This is a genomic window from Streptomyces sp. YJ-C3 (genome assembly GCF_053891275.1).
Genome location: NZ_CM132685.1, coordinates 2,066,697 through 2,081,949, shown reverse-complemented (window position 1 = coordinate 2,081,949; position 15,253 = coordinate 2,066,697). Strand labels below are relative to the sequence as shown.

Genomic DNA, 15,253 nt, shown 5'->3' with positions numbered 1-15,253 from the left:
CGACAGCCCCTACTCCCCGAACCCCAGGTCCTCGGTCTCCTCCCCCTCCTCCTCCAGCGCCTGACGCACCACACGCAGCGCCATGCCCTCGGAGTAGCCCTTGCGCGCGAGCATGCCCGCGAGGCGGCGCAGTCTCTTGTCCCGGTCTAGGCCGCGCGTGGAACGGAGCTTGCGAGCGACCAGTTCGCGCGCGGTCTCCTCCTCCCGCTCGGCGTCGAGCTGCCCGACCGCCTCGTCGATCACCGTCGAGTCCACCCCCTTGGTGCGCAGCTCACGGGCGAGCGCCCGACGGGCCAGCCCCCGGCCGTGGTGCCGGGACTCCACCCAGGCGTCCGCGAAGGCGCTGTCGTTGATCAGCCCGACCTCCTCGAACCGGGACAGCACCTCCTCCGCCACGTCGTCCGGGATCTCCCGCTTGTGGAGAGCGTCGGCCAGCTGCTTGCGCGTGCGCGGGGTCCCGGTGAGCAGACGCAAGCAGATGTTCCGCGCCCGCTCCGCCGGGTCCCCTGACGGCTCCCCTCGCTCGGCCCTCGACGAGTCAGGGGGGCCGTCGTCCTGTGCGCCGCCGGACGGATCCCCGAATCCGCCCCTGCGTCGACGGCCGCGCGGCCCGGCGCCGCCGCGCGCGCGGCCCCCGCGGCGCGGCCCGCCCGCCGCACCGTCCCCCGCGTCGGCGTCGTGCCCCGTCTCCCCGTACGCGGCATCGTCGTACGCCTCGTCGCTCCCGCGTCCCCGGCCCTCAGGGACGGCGGGCCAGGCGTCGTACTCGGCCCAGTCGGTTCGTCGTGTCACGGACTAGCTCTTGGCCGCCGCGGCCTTGGACTTGGCGGCCTTGGGAGCGGGCACCGTCTTGGCCGCGTCCTCGGCGGGAGCACCGGCCACCGCGTCCGCGACCGGCTCGGCGGCCGGCTCCTCCGGGCGGACACCGACGCCGAGCTTCTCCTTGATCTTCTTCTCGATCTCGTTGGCCAGGTCGGGGTTGTCCTTCAGGAAGTTGCGCGCGTTCTCCTTGCCCTGACCGAGCTGGTCGCCCTCGTACGTGTACCAGGCACCGGCCTTGCGGACGAAGCCGTGCTCGACGCCCATGTCGATCAGGCCGCCCTCGCGGGAGATGCCCTGGCCGTAGAGGATGTCGAACTCGGCCTGCTTGAAGGGCGGCGCGACCTTGTTCTTGACGACCTTGACGCGGGTGCGGTTGCCCACCGCGTCCGTGCCGTCCTTCAGGGTCTCGATACGGCGGATGTCCATGCGCACCGAGGCGTAGAACTTGAGCGCCCGGCCACCGGTCGTGGTCTCCGGGGAGCCGAACATCACGCCGATCTTCTCGCGGAGCTGGTTGATGAAGATCGCGGTGGTCTTCGACTGGTTGAGCGCGCTGGTGATCTTCCGCAGGGCCTGGCTCATCAGACGGGCCTGGAGACCCACGTGCGAGTCACCCATCTCGCCCTCGATCTCCGCGCGCGGCACGAGCGCGGCGACGGAGTCGATGACGATCAGGTCGAGGGCGCCGGAGCGGACCAGCATGTCGACGATCTCCAGAGCCTGCTCACCGTTGTCCGGCTGGGACAGGATCAGGTTGTCGATGTCGACGCCGAGCTTCTTCGCGTACTCGGGGTCGAGGGCGTGCTCGGCGTCCACGAAGGCCACCGCGCCGCCCGCCCGCTGGGCGTTGGCCACGGCGTGCAGGGTCAGGGTCGTCTTACCGGAGGACTCCGGGCCGTACACCTCCACCACGCGGCCGCGGGGGATGCCGCCGACGCCGAGGGCGACGTCGAGCGCGGTCGACCCTGTGGGGATGACCTCGATGGGCTCATTCGGCCGCTCGCCCATGCGCATGACCGCGCCCTTGCCGAATTGCCGTTCAATCTGTGCGAGCGCGGCGTCGAGCGCCTTCTCGCGGTCGGTTCCTGCCATGGGTTCCACCCGATTTGCTTGTGTCGATCGCTTCACGTCAAAGACGCTAACGCCTGCCACTGACAATCGGCCTCGACGCCCGTCCGCCTGTGGATAACTCGAGGCTTCTCGCCCAGTCGCTCACTCCGAATCCCTTGGGATTCCTGGGGCGGGAGCTCCTGGACACTCCATAAGAATGGATGTTCGATTTTGGTGTCAAGCGCACCACGCGGGGACGGAGCGATCAGGATCACGCGTCGCCGCGGGTCCGTCGCGCGAGGTTTTCGCGCAGCTCGGTCAGCCGGCCGATCTCGGCGTCGAGGGCCGCGAGCCGCCGGGTGACGACCGCGGAACCGACGACGCCGGCCCCGGAAGAGGTGCACGGCGGCGGCGGATCCTGGGCCAGCAGCGGCAGGCGGTCCGCGAAGCCGCGCAGGTCCTCGATGGTGAGCCCGAGGGCCAGCAGCTCGCGGATGGCACGGACCTGGGCCACCTCGCCGGAGCCGTACTCGCGCTGGCCGGAGGCGGTGCGCACGGGTGGGGACAGCAGCCCTCGCTGCTCGTAGAACCGCAGCGCCCGAGGGGTGGTCCCGGCCGCTGCCGCCGCCTCGCCGATCCGCATCCCGCCCCACTCTCCCGCGACGCGATGGCTACACGTCGACGACGACGGCCCCGAAATGCCTGCCCTCCATCATGTCCCGCAATGCCTGCGGAGCGCGGTCGATACCCGTGATCCGTACGTGAGGGAAGACGATCTCGCCGGAGCGCAGCCAGTCCCCGAAGCGGCCGTTCCACTCCTTCTCGACACCGGGGTGCTCCGCGCCGGTGTACCCGCGCAGTGAGACGCCCTTGACCACGAGGCGGTAGGCGTCGATCTCCACCGGCGCGCTGCCCCCGGCCCGGTCGGCTGCCAGCTGCCCCGACAGGGCGCCGATCAGCGCGAACCGCGCTCCCTGCCGCGCCGCGCCGAGTGCGGCGACGAGCTGTTCCCCCGCGACGTTGTCCACCAGGACGTCGATGCCTTCGGGTGCCGCCTCGGCGAGCCGGTCGGCGAACGGTCCCTCGCCGCGCAGCACGGCCGCGTCGTAGCCGAGTTCGGTGACCAGTCGCTCGGCCTTCGTCCGCGATCCGGTGCTGCCGATGACCCGCTTCGCGCCCAGCAGCCGGGCGATCTGGCCGGCGAGGGACCCCACCGCGCCCGCCGCACCGGTGACGAGGACGACATCGCCCGGCCGTACGCCGACGAGGCGGGTCAGTGCTCCGTAGGCGGCCGGCCCCGGGGACAGGCAGGCGACCGGATCGGGCAGCGCGCTGTCCACAGGAGCGCACTCGGCGGCGCCCACCAGGGCGTACTCCCGCCAGCCGGACATGTGGGTCACCAGGTCGCCGGGGCTCAGCGGTCCGCCCGCAGGTGCGGCCACGACCTCGCCGACAGCGGGGCCGACCAACGCGTCCCCACGGCGCAGTCGAGGCAGCGGCATCCCGTCGGCCTCACCGCCCATCAGGGTGCGCAGTCCGGGGAAGACCAGGAAGTGCCGGTTCCTGACCAGCACTTGATCCGCTCCGGGTGCGGCGAGCGGCTCCTCGACGACGCTGAAGTGTTCCGGCGCGGGCAGTCCCTCGGGGACGGCCGCGAGCCGTATCAGGCGGGTGGTACCGGGCAGCGCTGCGGTCATGGTCGGCCTCCGGGTGGACGCTGGGCGGCGGCCCGGAGGCCGCCGAGGTGCGGTGACGCTAACCCCTGACGCGCACGTCAGGGTCAAGCCCGGGCCGGCGCGGGACCGTACTCCCGCGGACGTATGCGGCATGCCTTCGGCCGGACGACGACGGCGCCGCCCCGCGCAGGGAGGCTCGAGGCATGGCGAACCATGAGCATCGAGAGCTGGTCCCTGAAGGCGCGGCGCCGACGTCCACTGCCCCGGCGGCTTCGCTCAACAGGGCCTTTGGAGTTCTCGGCGCTCTGTGGCACACCGCCCGTCCGGCAGAGCGGCTCTGTTACGCGACCGGTGTCGCTCTGGTCGCGTCAGGCCTCGTCCACCTCGTGGTCCTCGGGGTCGACGGCGGCCCGTGGGACGGGCCCGTGTCCTGGCGCAAGCCCGTCACCTTCGGGCTCTCCTTCGGCCTGACGCTGATCGCCCTCACGTGGGTGACCTCGTACGTGCGGATCGGTGTGCGGCTCAGGTCCGTGCTGCTCGCCGTGTTCGCGGCCGACTGCGTCGTGGAGGTCGGCGGCATCACTCTTCAGGCGTGGCGCAGGGTTCCGTCGCACCTCAACATGGAGACCGGCTTCGACACAGCCGTCTCCATGTCGCTCGCCGTGGGCGGCGGCATTCTGGTGGTGGTGCTGACGGTCTTCGCCGTCGCTTCCTTCAGGAACCGTCCGGGCGGACCTACAGGAATGCCTCTCGCCGTGCGCGCGGGCTTCGCCGTCCTCCTGGTCGCGCTCGCCTCCGGCGCGGCGATGATCGCGCGTGGCGTCACCCTCACGAGGACCGGGCACCAGGAAGCGGCGTACCACTCGACGGCCGCCTTGAAGCCGCTGCACGGGGTGAGCCTGCATGCCGTACTCGTGCTGCCGGTCCTGGCCCGGCTGATGTCCCGCACCGCATGGAGCGACCGCGCCAAGAACCGCGTCATGTATGCGGCGGTCGGCTGCTATGTGGCCGCGGTCCTCGGCGCCGGCGCCTGGGCCGCTCTCACGTAGTGACCGGGTGAACCCGCTTACGAATCCTCGGAGTTCGGCTCGTTGGGACCTCGCATGGCACGTCGCATACGTGCAAGGACCGATGCTCCGCTGCGTCTGCGGTGTCCGTGCACGCGCGGATCGTCGGTCACGTCGTACCGCTTCACGTACGCGCCCAGGAACGCCTGCAGCGTCGCGACGGCGGGGATCGCGATCAGCGCGCCCACGGCACCGAGCAGGGCCGTGCCCACGATGACCGACCCGAACGCGACCGCGGGATGGATGTCCACCGTCTTCGCGGTCAGCTTCGGCTGCAGCATGTAGTTCTCGAACTGCTGGTACACGACTACGAAGATGAGCACCCACAGCGCGTACCAGGGGTCCACGGTGAAGGCGATCAGCATGGGCAGCGCGCCCGCCAGGTAGGTGCCGATCGTCGGGATGAACTGCGAGACGAGGCCCACCCACACGGCGAGCACCGGCGCGTACGGCACGCCGAGCGCCTGCAGCAGGATGTAGTGCGCGATGCCGGAGATCAGCGCCATCAGGCCGCGCGAGTACAAGTAGCCGCCCGTCTTGTCGACGGCGATCTCCCAGGCGCGCAGCACCTCGGCCTGCTTGGCGGGCGGCAGCACCGAGCACAGCGCGCGCCGCAGCCGCGGCCCGTCGGCGGCGAAGTAGAACGAGAACAAGGCGATCGTCAGGAGCTGGAAGAGCCCACCGAGCACCTGCGCGGACACGTCGAGAACGCCGCTCGCGCTGTTCTGGACGTACTTCTGGAGCCAGTCCGAGTGCAGCAGGCTGTCCTGGACCTCGACGCGGTTGAGCTCGGTGTGGAACGTCTCGTTGACCCAGCTGATGACCTGGTCGAGGTACTTCGGAAAGTCCTCGACCATGTCCACGATCTGGCCCGCGAGCATCGATCCGAGCAGCACGACGAAGCCCGCGCTCACGATCATCACGCCGAGGAAGACGATGCCCGTGGCCAGGCCGCGGCGCAGTCCGCGGGCGCTCATCCAGCTGACCGCCGGCTCGACGGCGAGGGCCAGGAAGAACGCGATCAGTACGTTGATCAGCAGTCCGGTGATCTGGTGGAAGGCCCAACTGCCCAGCTGGAAGCAGGCGATGAGGGCCAGGGCCAGCACCATGGCGCGCGGCAGCCAGCGCGGCATTCCGGGCCGCGGGATCGCCGCCTGGCCCGGCGGTTGCTCAGGAGGCGTCGTGCCGGGCGGTACGGCATCGGCCGTCACCTGGAGGGTCTCGTCTGTCGCTGCCACGGAGCAAGTCTCGCCCACGTCACCGACAATCGGTTACCACCCGGGGATCTTCACCGCGGTCAGCGCTTCTCCGAGGGCACGTCCATCGTGGTGCACACCACACGCCAGACGTCCTTCGCCTCCCAGCCGGAGTCGAGCGCCTCGTGGACCGTACGCCCGCCCAGGCCCGCCATCACGTGATCGCGCGCGAAGGTGTCGGCGTACCCGGACCCGAAGTGATCCGCCATCCGCTGCCAGAAGACCGTCAACCGCATACCTCCAGTATCCCGCTCCTGAGAGTGGGCCCCCGCCGGGGTGGCTTGCTGAGAACGCTTTCCGTCCTACGGTCGGAGCATGGCCGAAACCGGAGCTTCCCCACTCCCCTCATCGCCGCCGGCACGCTCCCCGCTCTCCCGTGCCGAACCGTTCGTCTGGCTGACCGCGCGCGTCCTGGAGCAGCGCCGGTTCGCCTACCACTTCCTGGAAGGCTCGCCCGCCGCGGCCGATGCCGTCGAGACCGCCCTGACCGCCTACCGCAACGAGGACGACGGCTACGGGCACGGCCTCGAACCCGATCTGCGCGGCCCGGTCAGCCAGCCCCTGCACACCGGTCACGCGCTGCGCGTCCTGGACTCGATCGGGCGATGCTCAGGACAGCGCATCGAACGTATGTGCCGCTACTTGACCGCCGTCTCCACCCCGGAAGGCGCCCTTCCGGCGGTGCATCCCAGCCAGCGCGACTATCCGCACGCGCCGTTCGTGCCCGTGGTGGACGACCCGCCGAGCGAACTGCTGGCCACCGGTCCGGTGGTCGGCCTGCTGCACCGCAACGAGGTGTGGCACGCCTGGCTGTTCCGGGCCACCGACTTCTGCTGGTCGGCCGTCGAGTCCCTGAAGACCTCGCATCCGTACGAGATCGAGGCGGCCGTCGCCTTCCTGGACGGCGCGCCGGACCGCCCACGCGCGCGGGCCGCCGCCGACCGGCTCGGCCGCCTCGTACGCGAGCAGCGCCTCGCGGTGCTCGATCCGGACAGCAGGGACGACTATCCGGTCGCGCCCGGCTACGCGCCGGGCGAGCACCACTTCCCGTACGACTACGCGAGGGCGCCCGAGTCGCTGGCCCGTTCCTGGTTCACCGACGAGGAGATGGGGCGCGCGCTCGACCACCTGGAGAGCGAGCAGCAGGAGGACGGCGGCTGGCCGGTCAACTGGCGCCAGTGGGCGCCGAGTACCGCCCTGGAGGCGCGCCCCATGGTGACGATCGAGGCGCTGCGCACACTGCGTGCCTACGGACGTCCCTTGTAAGCGCGTCTCTGGAGCGCGTCCTTGGTGAGCGGTCCTCCGCGCTCAGTCCTCGGAGTCGCGCAGCAGCAGCGCCGCGATCGCGAGGGCCGTTCCGCGCGGCGACGGCAGGTCGATGCCGGTCTGCTCGGCGATCTTCGCGAGCCGGTTGTCGACGGTGTTCGGGTGCAGCGCGAGCGCGGCGGCGGTGGCCCTGCGGTCCTGTTGGTGGGCCAGATGGGTGCGCAGTGTCTCCAGGAGTTCGGGCCGCCCGGCGACCGGGTCGAGGAGCGCGGCGATGCGGTGGCTGCTCTCGTTGCGCCGCGAGAGGTGGTACTCGAGCAGGACGTCGTCGAGGCGGTGCAGACCGGGTGGCATGCCGCACACGCGCGTGATGCGCAGGATCTCGGTCGCGGTGCGGGCCGCGTCGGTGATGTGCTCGGGTCCGTCCGCCCGCACCGCGGCCACCCGCACGCGCAGACCGCTCGCCCTGCTCAGCTGCCGCGGCAGGTCGTCGGGCGGGTCGCAGTCCTCGGGAACGACGACGCGGCCGCCGTCGCCGTCCAGGAGCGCCAGCACGTCCACACGGAAGGCGTGGTCCAGGACGGTCTGGAGACGCCGCAGACGGCGGCGTACCGCGACGGGGCTCTCCGGGGACGGTGTGTCCAGGCCGAGGGCGAGGACGAGGGCGGGGCCCTCGATGTGGAGCTGGTCGAGCAGCTCATGGCCGGAAGGGAGCATGCCGTCGAGCAGTCCGCGCAGCAGCGACCGCTGCTGGGCGCGCTGTTCGGCCTCCAGCGCGGAGCGTTCGTCCAGGTACGTCTCGGCGACCGCGCCCACGACGCCGGGGTGGCTCTCCAGCAGGACGTCGACCAGCTCGACGAGGGCGGCCTCCTCACCGGGGCGTGCCACGTCGCGCAGCGCCTGCCACAGGACGTAGACGCCGAGCGCGTGGGTGCGCAGCAGGAGATGCAGCGGCATGCCCTCCTCGGCGCGCTGGGCGGCCCTCTCGCGGAACAGCCGGTGGCTGTCGGACACCTCGGGGTCGAGGTCGCCGACCCGGCGCAGGAACAGCCGTACGCCGTGCCGGGCGGTCGCGGCGATCTCCACGTCCTTCACGTCGTCGGGCAGATCCGCGTACCCGGGCAGCTCCTCGAAGGAGTCGCGGGCCATGCGCCGGGCCAACGCGTTGACGCGCGGCTCGCAGCGCGCAGCGAGGGAGCGCGCTTCGGGTGACAGAGGCACGGCCCTCCCTCGGTGCTGTACGCGGTTCTGCACTCGGCGGCTCGGTTGTGACGCGTCACATTACCCAGACGGCCTAGAGGTGCGATGAGGCGCGTTCCATGTGACGCCGCACGGATCCTGTCACCCGGTGAGCGCCCGCACTCCTGCCGTGACCACCACGGCGACACCGACGATCACAAGGAACGGTGCGCGCAGCACCAGGGCGACGGCAGCCGCGGCGAGCCCCGCGGCCTTGGCGTCGAGAACCAGGGTGCGCCCGTCCGCGAACACCTGCTGCGCCGTGAGCGCGGCGAGCAGCGCGACCGGCAGCAGCGCCGCGAGCCGCTTCACCGTGGGCCGTTCCAGGGCTCCGGCGGGCACGAGCAGGCCGATCAGCTTGACGGCGTAGCAGCCCACAGCGGTGACGCCGATGGCGATCCAGATGTTCAACGGTCTCCTCCTTGCGCGGCATCGGAAGCGGCGGGGCGGCGACGCCCCTCTACGTAGAGCACGGCCGGCGCGGCGAGCGCGGCCACGAGGACCGGAACGCCTGCGGGCAGCACAGGAAGCAGCCCGAGCCCGAGCACGACGGCGAGACCCGCGACGACTCGCTCCGTAGTGGTCTTCAGCATCGGTGCCAGCAGCGCGAGGAAGACGGCCGGCCCGGCCGCGTCGATCCCCCAGGCGTCGGTGTCGCCGATGGCCTCGGCTCCCAGGGCGCCGAGGAGCGTGGTCAGATTCCACAGGACATACAGGGTCAGCCCGGTGACGGTGAAGCCGAGGCGCACGCTGCGCCGCGTCGGCTGGGCCAGGGCGACCGCAGACGTCTCGTCGATGACCCAGTGCGCGGCGAACGGCCGCACCGCGCGCGGGAGGGCCAGCAGCTGGGAGAGGCGCAGCCCGTAGAACGCGTTGCGCACCCCCAGGAAGAACGCACCCGCGGCGGCGGTGAACGGGTTGCCGCCGGCCGCGAGCGCACCGACGAGCGCGAACTGCGAGGCCCCGGTGAACACAAGAAGGCTGAGCACGCAGGTCTGCAGCACGCTGAGGCCGCTGCCCGCCGAGGTCACCCCGAAGGCGAATCCGGACAGTCCGACGGCGACGCCGACGCCGAGCGCGTCACGGACGACGGCGGCGTCGGGCTTGCCGGCCTCTTCGATGTGCTCGGGACGGGGACCGTCCGCTGTTCGTATGTCGGTGGGTGTTGTCTGTTCTGCCACGTCCCGGACAGTACGGGGAGTAGCCGGTCAGGGTCTTGTACGTTCTTGCGCTCCCGCTGGTAGGCGCCCGGAGGCACCCCGACGATCCGGGTGAAGTGCCGGTTCAGGTGCGGCTGGTCGGTGAATCCGACGGCCACGGCGGCATCGGCGGGGGCGGTGCCCTTCTCGAGGAGCCTGCGCGCGGTGCGCACCCGGGCGTTGGTGAGCCAGGTGTGCGGCGGCATCCCATAGGCGTCGCGAAAGGCCCGCAGGAGGGCGAAGGGGCTGGTGCCGAGGTCCGCCGCGAGCGCCTCCAGGGACGGCGGGTCGGCCATGCCCTCCTCAAGGACGTCACGCGCGCGTGCCGCGGCCTCGGCTCCCGCGGACCGGTGCGGCCGCTGGGCGAGCGCCGTGCCGTGGTCGCGCAGCAGCCGGGCGAGCACGACCCGCAGCAGGCTGTCGGCGGCCAGTGCGTTGCCCTGTTCGGCGGCCCGGTGGACCTCCCTGATGAGCTGCGCGGCCCGCGGGTCGGTGACGATGGTCTCGCCGAAGCCGGCCGTGCCGCGGACGGTGGTGGTCTCCGCGGCGACCTCGGCGACGACCTCCGCCGACGGGTAGAGCGTGAAGTACGACCAGCCGTCCGGGCCGCCCGCCCGCGCGGTGTGCGCCACCTCGGGATTGATCATGACGACGCTGCCCGGCCCGGCGTGCACGGTGCCATGGGGCAGTCCGACTTCCTCGACACCGTGCGTGACCGCGCCGAACACATAGCCGTCGTGGCTGTGGCGCGGGAAGGTGTGGCGGAGGTAGCGGGCCCGCAGCAGGTCCAGCCCGGGCAGCTGCTCGTACCGCCAGTGCCGTGCCCATTCGCCCTTGCCCGCCATGGCCCCATTCTGCGCCACGTCACTCTCCGCGAACCAGCCGTTTCCGCAGGTCATGCCCATTGTCAGTGGTGGGGTGCAGGATGGAGGCATGGTCAGGTCCAGGCAGGGGGCCGACGGCGCCCACAGCGCCCGCAGTGCCCTTGACGGGTTCTCCCCCGCGACCCGCGGTTGGTTCACGGGGGCCTTCTCCGCGCCCACGTCCGCGCAGGCCGGGGCGTGGCAGGCGATCGGCGAGGGCTCGGACGTGCTGGTCGTCGCGCCGACGGGTTCGGGCAAGACGCTCGCCGCCTTCCTCGCCGCCCTCGACCAGCTGGCCTCCGATCCGCCGCCCGCCGACCCCAAGAAGCGCTGTCGCGTCCTGTACGTGTCGCCGTTGAAGGCGCTCGCGGTGGACGTGGAGCGCAATCTGCGCAGCCCGCTCACCGGGATCCGCCAGGAAGCCGTGCGTCTGGGTCTGCCCGAGCCCGAGGTGAAGGTCGGCATCCGCTCGGGTGACACCCCGCCCGCCGAGCGCCGCGCGCTGGCCACACGTCCGCCGGACATCCTGATCACGACCCCGGAGTCGCTGTTCCTGATGCTGACGTCGGCCACGCGGGACGCGCTGACCGGCATCGAGACGGTGATCCTGGACGAGGTGCACGCGGTGGCCGGCACCAAGCGCGGCGCCCACCTGGCGCTCTCGCTGGAGCGCCTGGACGAGTTGCTGCCGCGGCCGGCCCGCCGCATCGGCCTGTCCGCGACGGTCCGTCCGGTCGACGAGGTGGCGCGCTATCTGTCGCCGCAGCGCAGGGTGGAGATCGTCCAGCCGCCGTCCGGCAAGGAGTTCGACCTGTCGGTGGTCGTCCCGGTGGAGGACCTGGGCGAGCTCGGCGGCTCCCCGGTCGCCGACTCCGACCAGGGAGCCGAGCGCCCGTCGATCTGGCCCTCGGTGGAGGAGCGGATCGCGGACCTCATCGAGGCCCACCGTTCGACCATCGTCTTCGCCAACTCCCGCCGCCTGGCGGAGCGCTTGTGCAACAGGCTGAACGAGATCGCGTACGAGCGCGCCACCGGAGAATCCCTTCCCGAGGCCCACTCCCCCGCCGAGCTGATGGGCGGTTCCGGCGCGGCGACGGGCGCGCCCCAGGTCATCGCCCGCGCGCACCACGGTTCGGTCTCCAAGGAGCAGCGCGCGCTCGTCGAGGAGGACCTGAAGGCGGGCCGACTGCCCGCTGTCGTCGCCACGTCCAGCCTCGAACTGGGCATCGACATGGGTGCGGTCGATCTCGTCGTCCAAGTGGAGTCCCCGCCGTCCGTGGCGTCCGGCCTGCAGCGCGTCGGACGTGCGGGCCACCAAGTGGGCGCGGTCTCCACCGGCGTCGTGTTCCCGAAGTACCGCGGCGACCTGGTGCAGTCGGCGGTCGTGACCGAGCGGATGCGGTCCGGCGCCATCGAGTCCCTCCGGGTCCCGGCCAACCCGCTGGACGTGCTGGCCCAGCAGTTGGTCGCGATGACGGCCCTGGACGCCTGGCAGGTCGACGACCTGCTGGCCCTCGTCCGCCGAGCGGCCCCCTTCGCCTCGCTCCCCGAATCGGCGTTCACCGGTGTCCTCGACATGCTCGCGGGCCGCTATCCCTCCGACGCCTTCGCGGAGCTGCGCCCGCGCGTCGTCTGGGACCGCGTCACCGGCACCGTCACAGGCCGTCCCGGGGCACAGCGTCTGGCCGTCACCTCCGGAGGCACGATCCCCGATCGCGGTCTCTTCGGCGTCTTCCTCGCGGGCGCCGACCCCAAGAAGGGCGGCGGCCGCGTCGGCGAGCTCGACGAGGAGATGGTCTACGAGTCCCGCGTCGGCGACGTCTTCACGCTGGGCACCAGCTCCTGGCGCATCGAGGACATCACGCGCGACCGCGTGCTCGTCTCCCCGGCCCCCGGGGTTCCCGGCCGGCTCCCCTTCTGGAAGGGCGACCAGCTGGGCCGCCCGCTCGAACTGGGGCGGGCGGTGGGCGCGTTCCTCCGCGAGGTCGGCTCACTGAAGCCCGACGACGCGCGCGTGCGCCTCAGCGCGGCGGGGCTCGACCAGTGGGCCGCGGACAATGTGCTGTCGTACCTGGCCGAGCAGCGCGAGGCGTGCGGCCACATCCCGGACGACCGCACCATCGTGGTCGAGCGCTTCCGGGACGAGCTGGGCGACTGGCGAGTCGTCGTCCACTCCCCCTTCGGTGCCCAGGTGCACGCCCCGTGGGCGCTCGCCCTCGGCGCCCGGCTCAGCGAGAAGTACGGCATGGACGCCCAGGTCATGCACGCCGACGACGGCATCGTGCTGCGCCTGCCTGACGCCGATGTGATGGGCCTGGACCTCCTCGACCAGGAACCCACGAAGCCGGGCCTCGAGTACGACGCCGAGCAGGCCCCCATCGGCGCGGCGGACGTCGCCTTCGACAAGGGGGACGTCGACCAGCTCGTCACCGACCAGGTGGGCGGCTCGGCCCTGTTCGCCTCCCGCTTCCGCGAGTGCGCCGCCCGCGCGCTGCTGCTCCCCAAGCGCAACCCGGGCAAGCGCACGCCTCTGTGGCAGCAGCGTCAGCGCGCCTCCCAACTGCTGCAGGTGGCGAGCGAGTTCGGCTCCTTCCCGATCGTCCTGGAGGCGGTGCGGGAGTGCCTCCAGGACGTCTTCGACGTCCCGGGCCTCGCCGAGCTGATGGGCGACATCGAGTCCCGCAAGGTGCGCCTGGTCGAGGTCACCACCCCGGAGGCGTCCCCCTTCGCGCGTTCGCTCCTGTTCGGTTACGTCGCGCAGTTCCTCTACGAGGGCGACTCCCCGCTCGCCGAGCGCCGCGCGGCGGCCCTGTCCCTGGACTCCCGGTTGCTGGCCGAGCTCCTTGGCCAGGCCGAGCTGCGCGAGCTGCTCGACGCGGACGTCCTGGCGGAGCTCGAGCAGGAACTGCAGTGGCGTACCGAGGACCGGCGTATCAAGGACGCCGAGGGAGTCGCGGACCTGCTGCGCCTCCTGGGGCCGCTGACGGACGCCGAGCTCACCGAGCGCGGCGCGGAGCCGGGCTGGGCCGAGGACCTCGCTTCGGCCCGGCGAGCGATCCGGGTCCGTATCGCGGGGACGGACCACTGGGCGGCGATCGAGGACGCGGGCCGCCTGCGCGACGCCCTCGGCACGGCGCTCCCGGTCGGGGTCCCGGAGGCCTTCACCGAGCCGGTCAAAGACCCTCTCGGCGACCTCCTGGCCCGCTATGCCCGCACTCACGGGCCGTTCACCTCCCCCCAGGCAGCCACCCGGTTCGGGCTCGGCACCGCGGTCACGGAGGGCGCCCTCCAGCGCCTCGCCGCGAACGGCAGGGTCGTGCAGGGCGAGTTCCATCCCGCCGGCATCGGTCAGGAGTGGTGCGACGCCGCCGTGCTGCGCCGCCTGCGCCGCCGTTCCCTCGCCGCGCTGCGGCACGAGCTCGAGCCGGTGCCACCCGCCGCGCTGGCCCAGTTCCTGCCCCAGTGGCAGCACCTGGGCGGCCACGGCCTGCGCGGCATCGACGGTCTGGTCCGCGCCGTCGAGCAGCTCCAGGGCGCCTCCGTACCCGCCTCGGCCCTGGAGAAGCTGGTTCTGCCCTCCCGTGTCTCCGGCTACGTACCGGCGATGCTCGACGAGCTCACGGCGTCCGGCGAAGTGCTGTGGGCCGGCGCGGGCTCGCTCCCCGGCAAGGACGGCTGGGTCTCCCTCTACCTCGCCGACGCCGCCCCGCTCCTGCTCCCGCCCCCGCACCCCCTGGAGCTCACGGCGCTCCACCAGTCGGTCCTGGACAGCCTCTCGGGAGGCTATGGCCTGTTCTTCCGGCAGATCGCCGACCAGGTCCGCGCCACCACCCATCCCGAGTCGACCGATCCCCAGCTGGCCGACGCTCTCTGGGAGCTGGCCTGGTCGGGCCGGCTCACGAACGACACGCTCGCCCCGATGCGCGCCCTCCTCGGCTCGGGCCGCACCGCGGGCTCCACCGCCCACCGCGCCCGCAGAGCCGTTCCGCGCGGCCGCTACGGAGGTCTGACGGCTGCCGCCCGGGCCACCTCGCGCACGGGCCCGCCCACCGTCGCCGGGCGCTGGTCGCTGCTGCCCGCCCAGGAGCCCGACCCGACCGTGCGCGCCCATGCCCTGGCCCGCACCCTCCTGGACCGGCACGGTGTGGTGACCCGCGGCGCGGTCGCCGCGGAAGGCGTCGAGGGCGGCTTCTCGGCGACGTACCGGGTCCTGTCCGTCTTCGAGGAGAGCGGGCAGGCCCGGCGCGGATATGTGGTGGAGGGGCTCGGCGCCGCCCAGTTCGCGATGGACGGCGCGGTGGACCGCCTGCGCGCGGCGGCCAACGCGCGGGAGCGCGGCGCGCCCCCGCCCGACCCGTACGCCCAGGCCGAGGCCCCCGCGGCCCGGACCACGGCTCCCCGCGCCCTGGTCCTCGCGGCCGCCGACCCGGCCAGTGCGTACGGCGCGGCCCTCCCCTGGCCCGAGCCGCCCACCGGCGCGGGCCACAAGCCGGGCCGCAAGGCAGGCTCCCTGGTGGTCCTCGTCGACGGTGAGCTGTCGCTCTACATGGAGCGCGGCGGGAAGACGCTCCTCGCCTGGCCCGCCGCCGAGGCCGGCTCCGCGCCGCCGACCGCCGCCCACCTCACGGAGGATCCTCGCCTGCCCGCCGCCGCCCAGTCCCTGGCCGAGGCGGCCCGCTCCGGCGCCCTGGGCACGATCACGGTCGAGCGGATCAACGGCGAGGCCGCGCTCACCTCCCCGTACGCCCCTCTCCTGGAAGGAGCCGGTTTCCACGCGACGCCCCGCGGCCTGCGTCTGCGGGCGTGACGCCGCCG

At 72.5% G+C, this 15,253-nt stretch carries 13 protein-coding genes; 3 read left to right on the top strand and 10 right to left on the bottom strand.

Annotation, left to right across the window (positions count from 1 at the left end; all coding sequences use genetic code 11):
- Nucleotides 1–9 precede the first annotated feature (9 nt).
- The 4 genes from recX to ACVHNB_RS09230 form a co-directional block, all read right to left on the bottom strand.
- Complete coding sequence (gene recX / locus ACVHNB_RS09245) at nucleotides 10–792, bottom strand: recombination regulator RecX (protein WP_428951883.1); 783 nt, start codon at nucleotides 790–792, stop codon at nucleotides 10–12.
- A gap of 3 nt (nucleotides 793–795) precedes the next feature.
- The gene (gene recA / locus ACVHNB_RS09240; RefSeq protein ID WP_428951884.1) at nucleotides 796–1,914 is read right to left on the bottom strand and encodes a recombinase RecA; all 1,119 of its coding nucleotides are present in this window, start codon (nucleotides 1,912–1,914) and stop codon (nucleotides 796–798) included.
- A gap of 229 nt (nucleotides 1,915–2,143) precedes the next feature.
- Nucleotides 2,144–2,515 (bottom strand): MerR family transcriptional regulator, encoded by a 372-nt coding sequence (locus tag ACVHNB_RS09235; RefSeq protein ID WP_456227787.1) that lies wholly within the window; start codon nucleotides 2,513–2,515, stop codon nucleotides 2,144–2,146.
- 28 nt (nucleotides 2,516–2,543) lie between these two features.
- The gene (locus ACVHNB_RS09230) at nucleotides 2,544–3,569 is read right to left on the bottom strand and encodes an MDR family NADP-dependent oxidoreductase (protein WP_428951886.1); all 1,026 of its coding nucleotides are present in this window, start codon (nucleotides 3,567–3,569) and stop codon (nucleotides 2,544–2,546) included.
- 182 nt (nucleotides 3,570–3,751) lie between these two features.
- Between ACVHNB_RS09230 and ACVHNB_RS09225 the strand changes: the two genes are divergently transcribed.
- Nucleotides 3,752–4,597, top strand: a complete 846-nt coding sequence (locus tag ACVHNB_RS09225) for a hypothetical protein (protein ID WP_456227786.1) — start codon at nucleotides 3,752–3,754, stop codon at nucleotides 4,595–4,597.
- A 17-nt stretch (nucleotides 4,598–4,614) separates the two neighbouring features.
- Here ACVHNB_RS09225 and ACVHNB_RS09220 read toward each other — a convergent pair whose 3' ends face one another.
- Together ACVHNB_RS09220 and ACVHNB_RS09215 are read right to left on the bottom strand one after the other, a co-directional pair.
- Nucleotides 4,615–5,853, bottom strand: coding sequence for an AI-2E family transporter (locus ACVHNB_RS09220; protein ID WP_428951888.1), 1,239 nt, complete (start codon nucleotides 5,851–5,853; stop codon nucleotides 4,615–4,617).
- Between the two features lie 59 nt (nucleotides 5,854–5,912).
- A complete protein-coding gene (locus ACVHNB_RS09215; RefSeq protein ID WP_428951889.1) occupies nucleotides 5,913–6,107 on the bottom strand; it encodes a DUF3046 domain-containing protein in 195 nt (64 codons plus the stop codon).
- A 79-nt stretch (nucleotides 6,108–6,186) separates the two neighbouring features.
- Between ACVHNB_RS09215 and ACVHNB_RS09210 the strand changes: the two genes are divergently transcribed.
- Nucleotides 6,187–7,137, top strand: coding sequence for a hypothetical protein (locus ACVHNB_RS09210; RefSeq protein ID WP_456227785.1), 951 nt, complete (start codon nucleotides 6,187–6,189; stop codon nucleotides 7,135–7,137).
- 42 nt (nucleotides 7,138–7,179) lie between these two features.
- On the opposite strand, the gene ACVHNB_RS09205 is transcribed toward ACVHNB_RS09210, so the two are convergent.
- The 4 genes from ACVHNB_RS09205 to ACVHNB_RS09190 all read right to left on the bottom strand — a co-directional run bounded on the left by ACVHNB_RS09205 (nucleotide 7,180) and on the right by ACVHNB_RS09190 (nucleotide 10,420).
- Nucleotides 7,180–8,358, bottom strand: coding sequence for a PucR family transcriptional regulator (locus ACVHNB_RS09205; protein WP_428951891.1), 1,179 nt, complete (start codon nucleotides 8,356–8,358; stop codon nucleotides 7,180–7,182).
- 120 nt (nucleotides 8,359–8,478) lie between these two features.
- Nucleotides 8,479–8,787: an AzlD domain-containing protein gene (locus tag ACVHNB_RS09200; RefSeq protein WP_456227784.1), complete on the bottom strand. Its 309-nt coding sequence runs from the start codon at nucleotides 8,785–8,787 to the stop codon at nucleotides 8,479–8,481.
- Nucleotides 8,784–9,497 (bottom strand): AzlC family ABC transporter permease, encoded by a 714-nt coding sequence (locus tag ACVHNB_RS09195; protein WP_428957520.1) that lies wholly within the window; start codon nucleotides 9,495–9,497, stop codon nucleotides 8,784–8,786. Before ACVHNB_RS09195 ends, ACVHNB_RS09200 begins: the two co-directional genes overlap by 4 nt.
- Nucleotides 9,404–10,420 carry a helix-turn-helix transcriptional regulator gene (locus ACVHNB_RS09190; RefSeq protein WP_428957521.1) on the bottom strand — a complete coding sequence of 339 codons (1,017 nt, stop codon included), beginning with the start codon at nucleotides 10,418–10,420 and terminating at the stop codon, nucleotides 9,404–9,406. Before ACVHNB_RS09190 ends, ACVHNB_RS09195 begins: the two co-directional genes overlap by 94 nt.
- An 88-nt stretch (nucleotides 10,421–10,508) precedes the next feature.
- Between ACVHNB_RS09190 and ACVHNB_RS09185 the strand changes: the two genes are divergently transcribed.
- On the top strand, nucleotides 10,509–15,245 hold the full coding sequence (locus ACVHNB_RS09185; protein ID WP_456227783.1) for an ATP-dependent helicase: 4,737 nt from the start codon (nucleotides 10,509–10,511) through the stop codon (nucleotides 15,243–15,245).
- Nucleotides 15,246–15,253 lie beyond the last annotated feature (8 nt).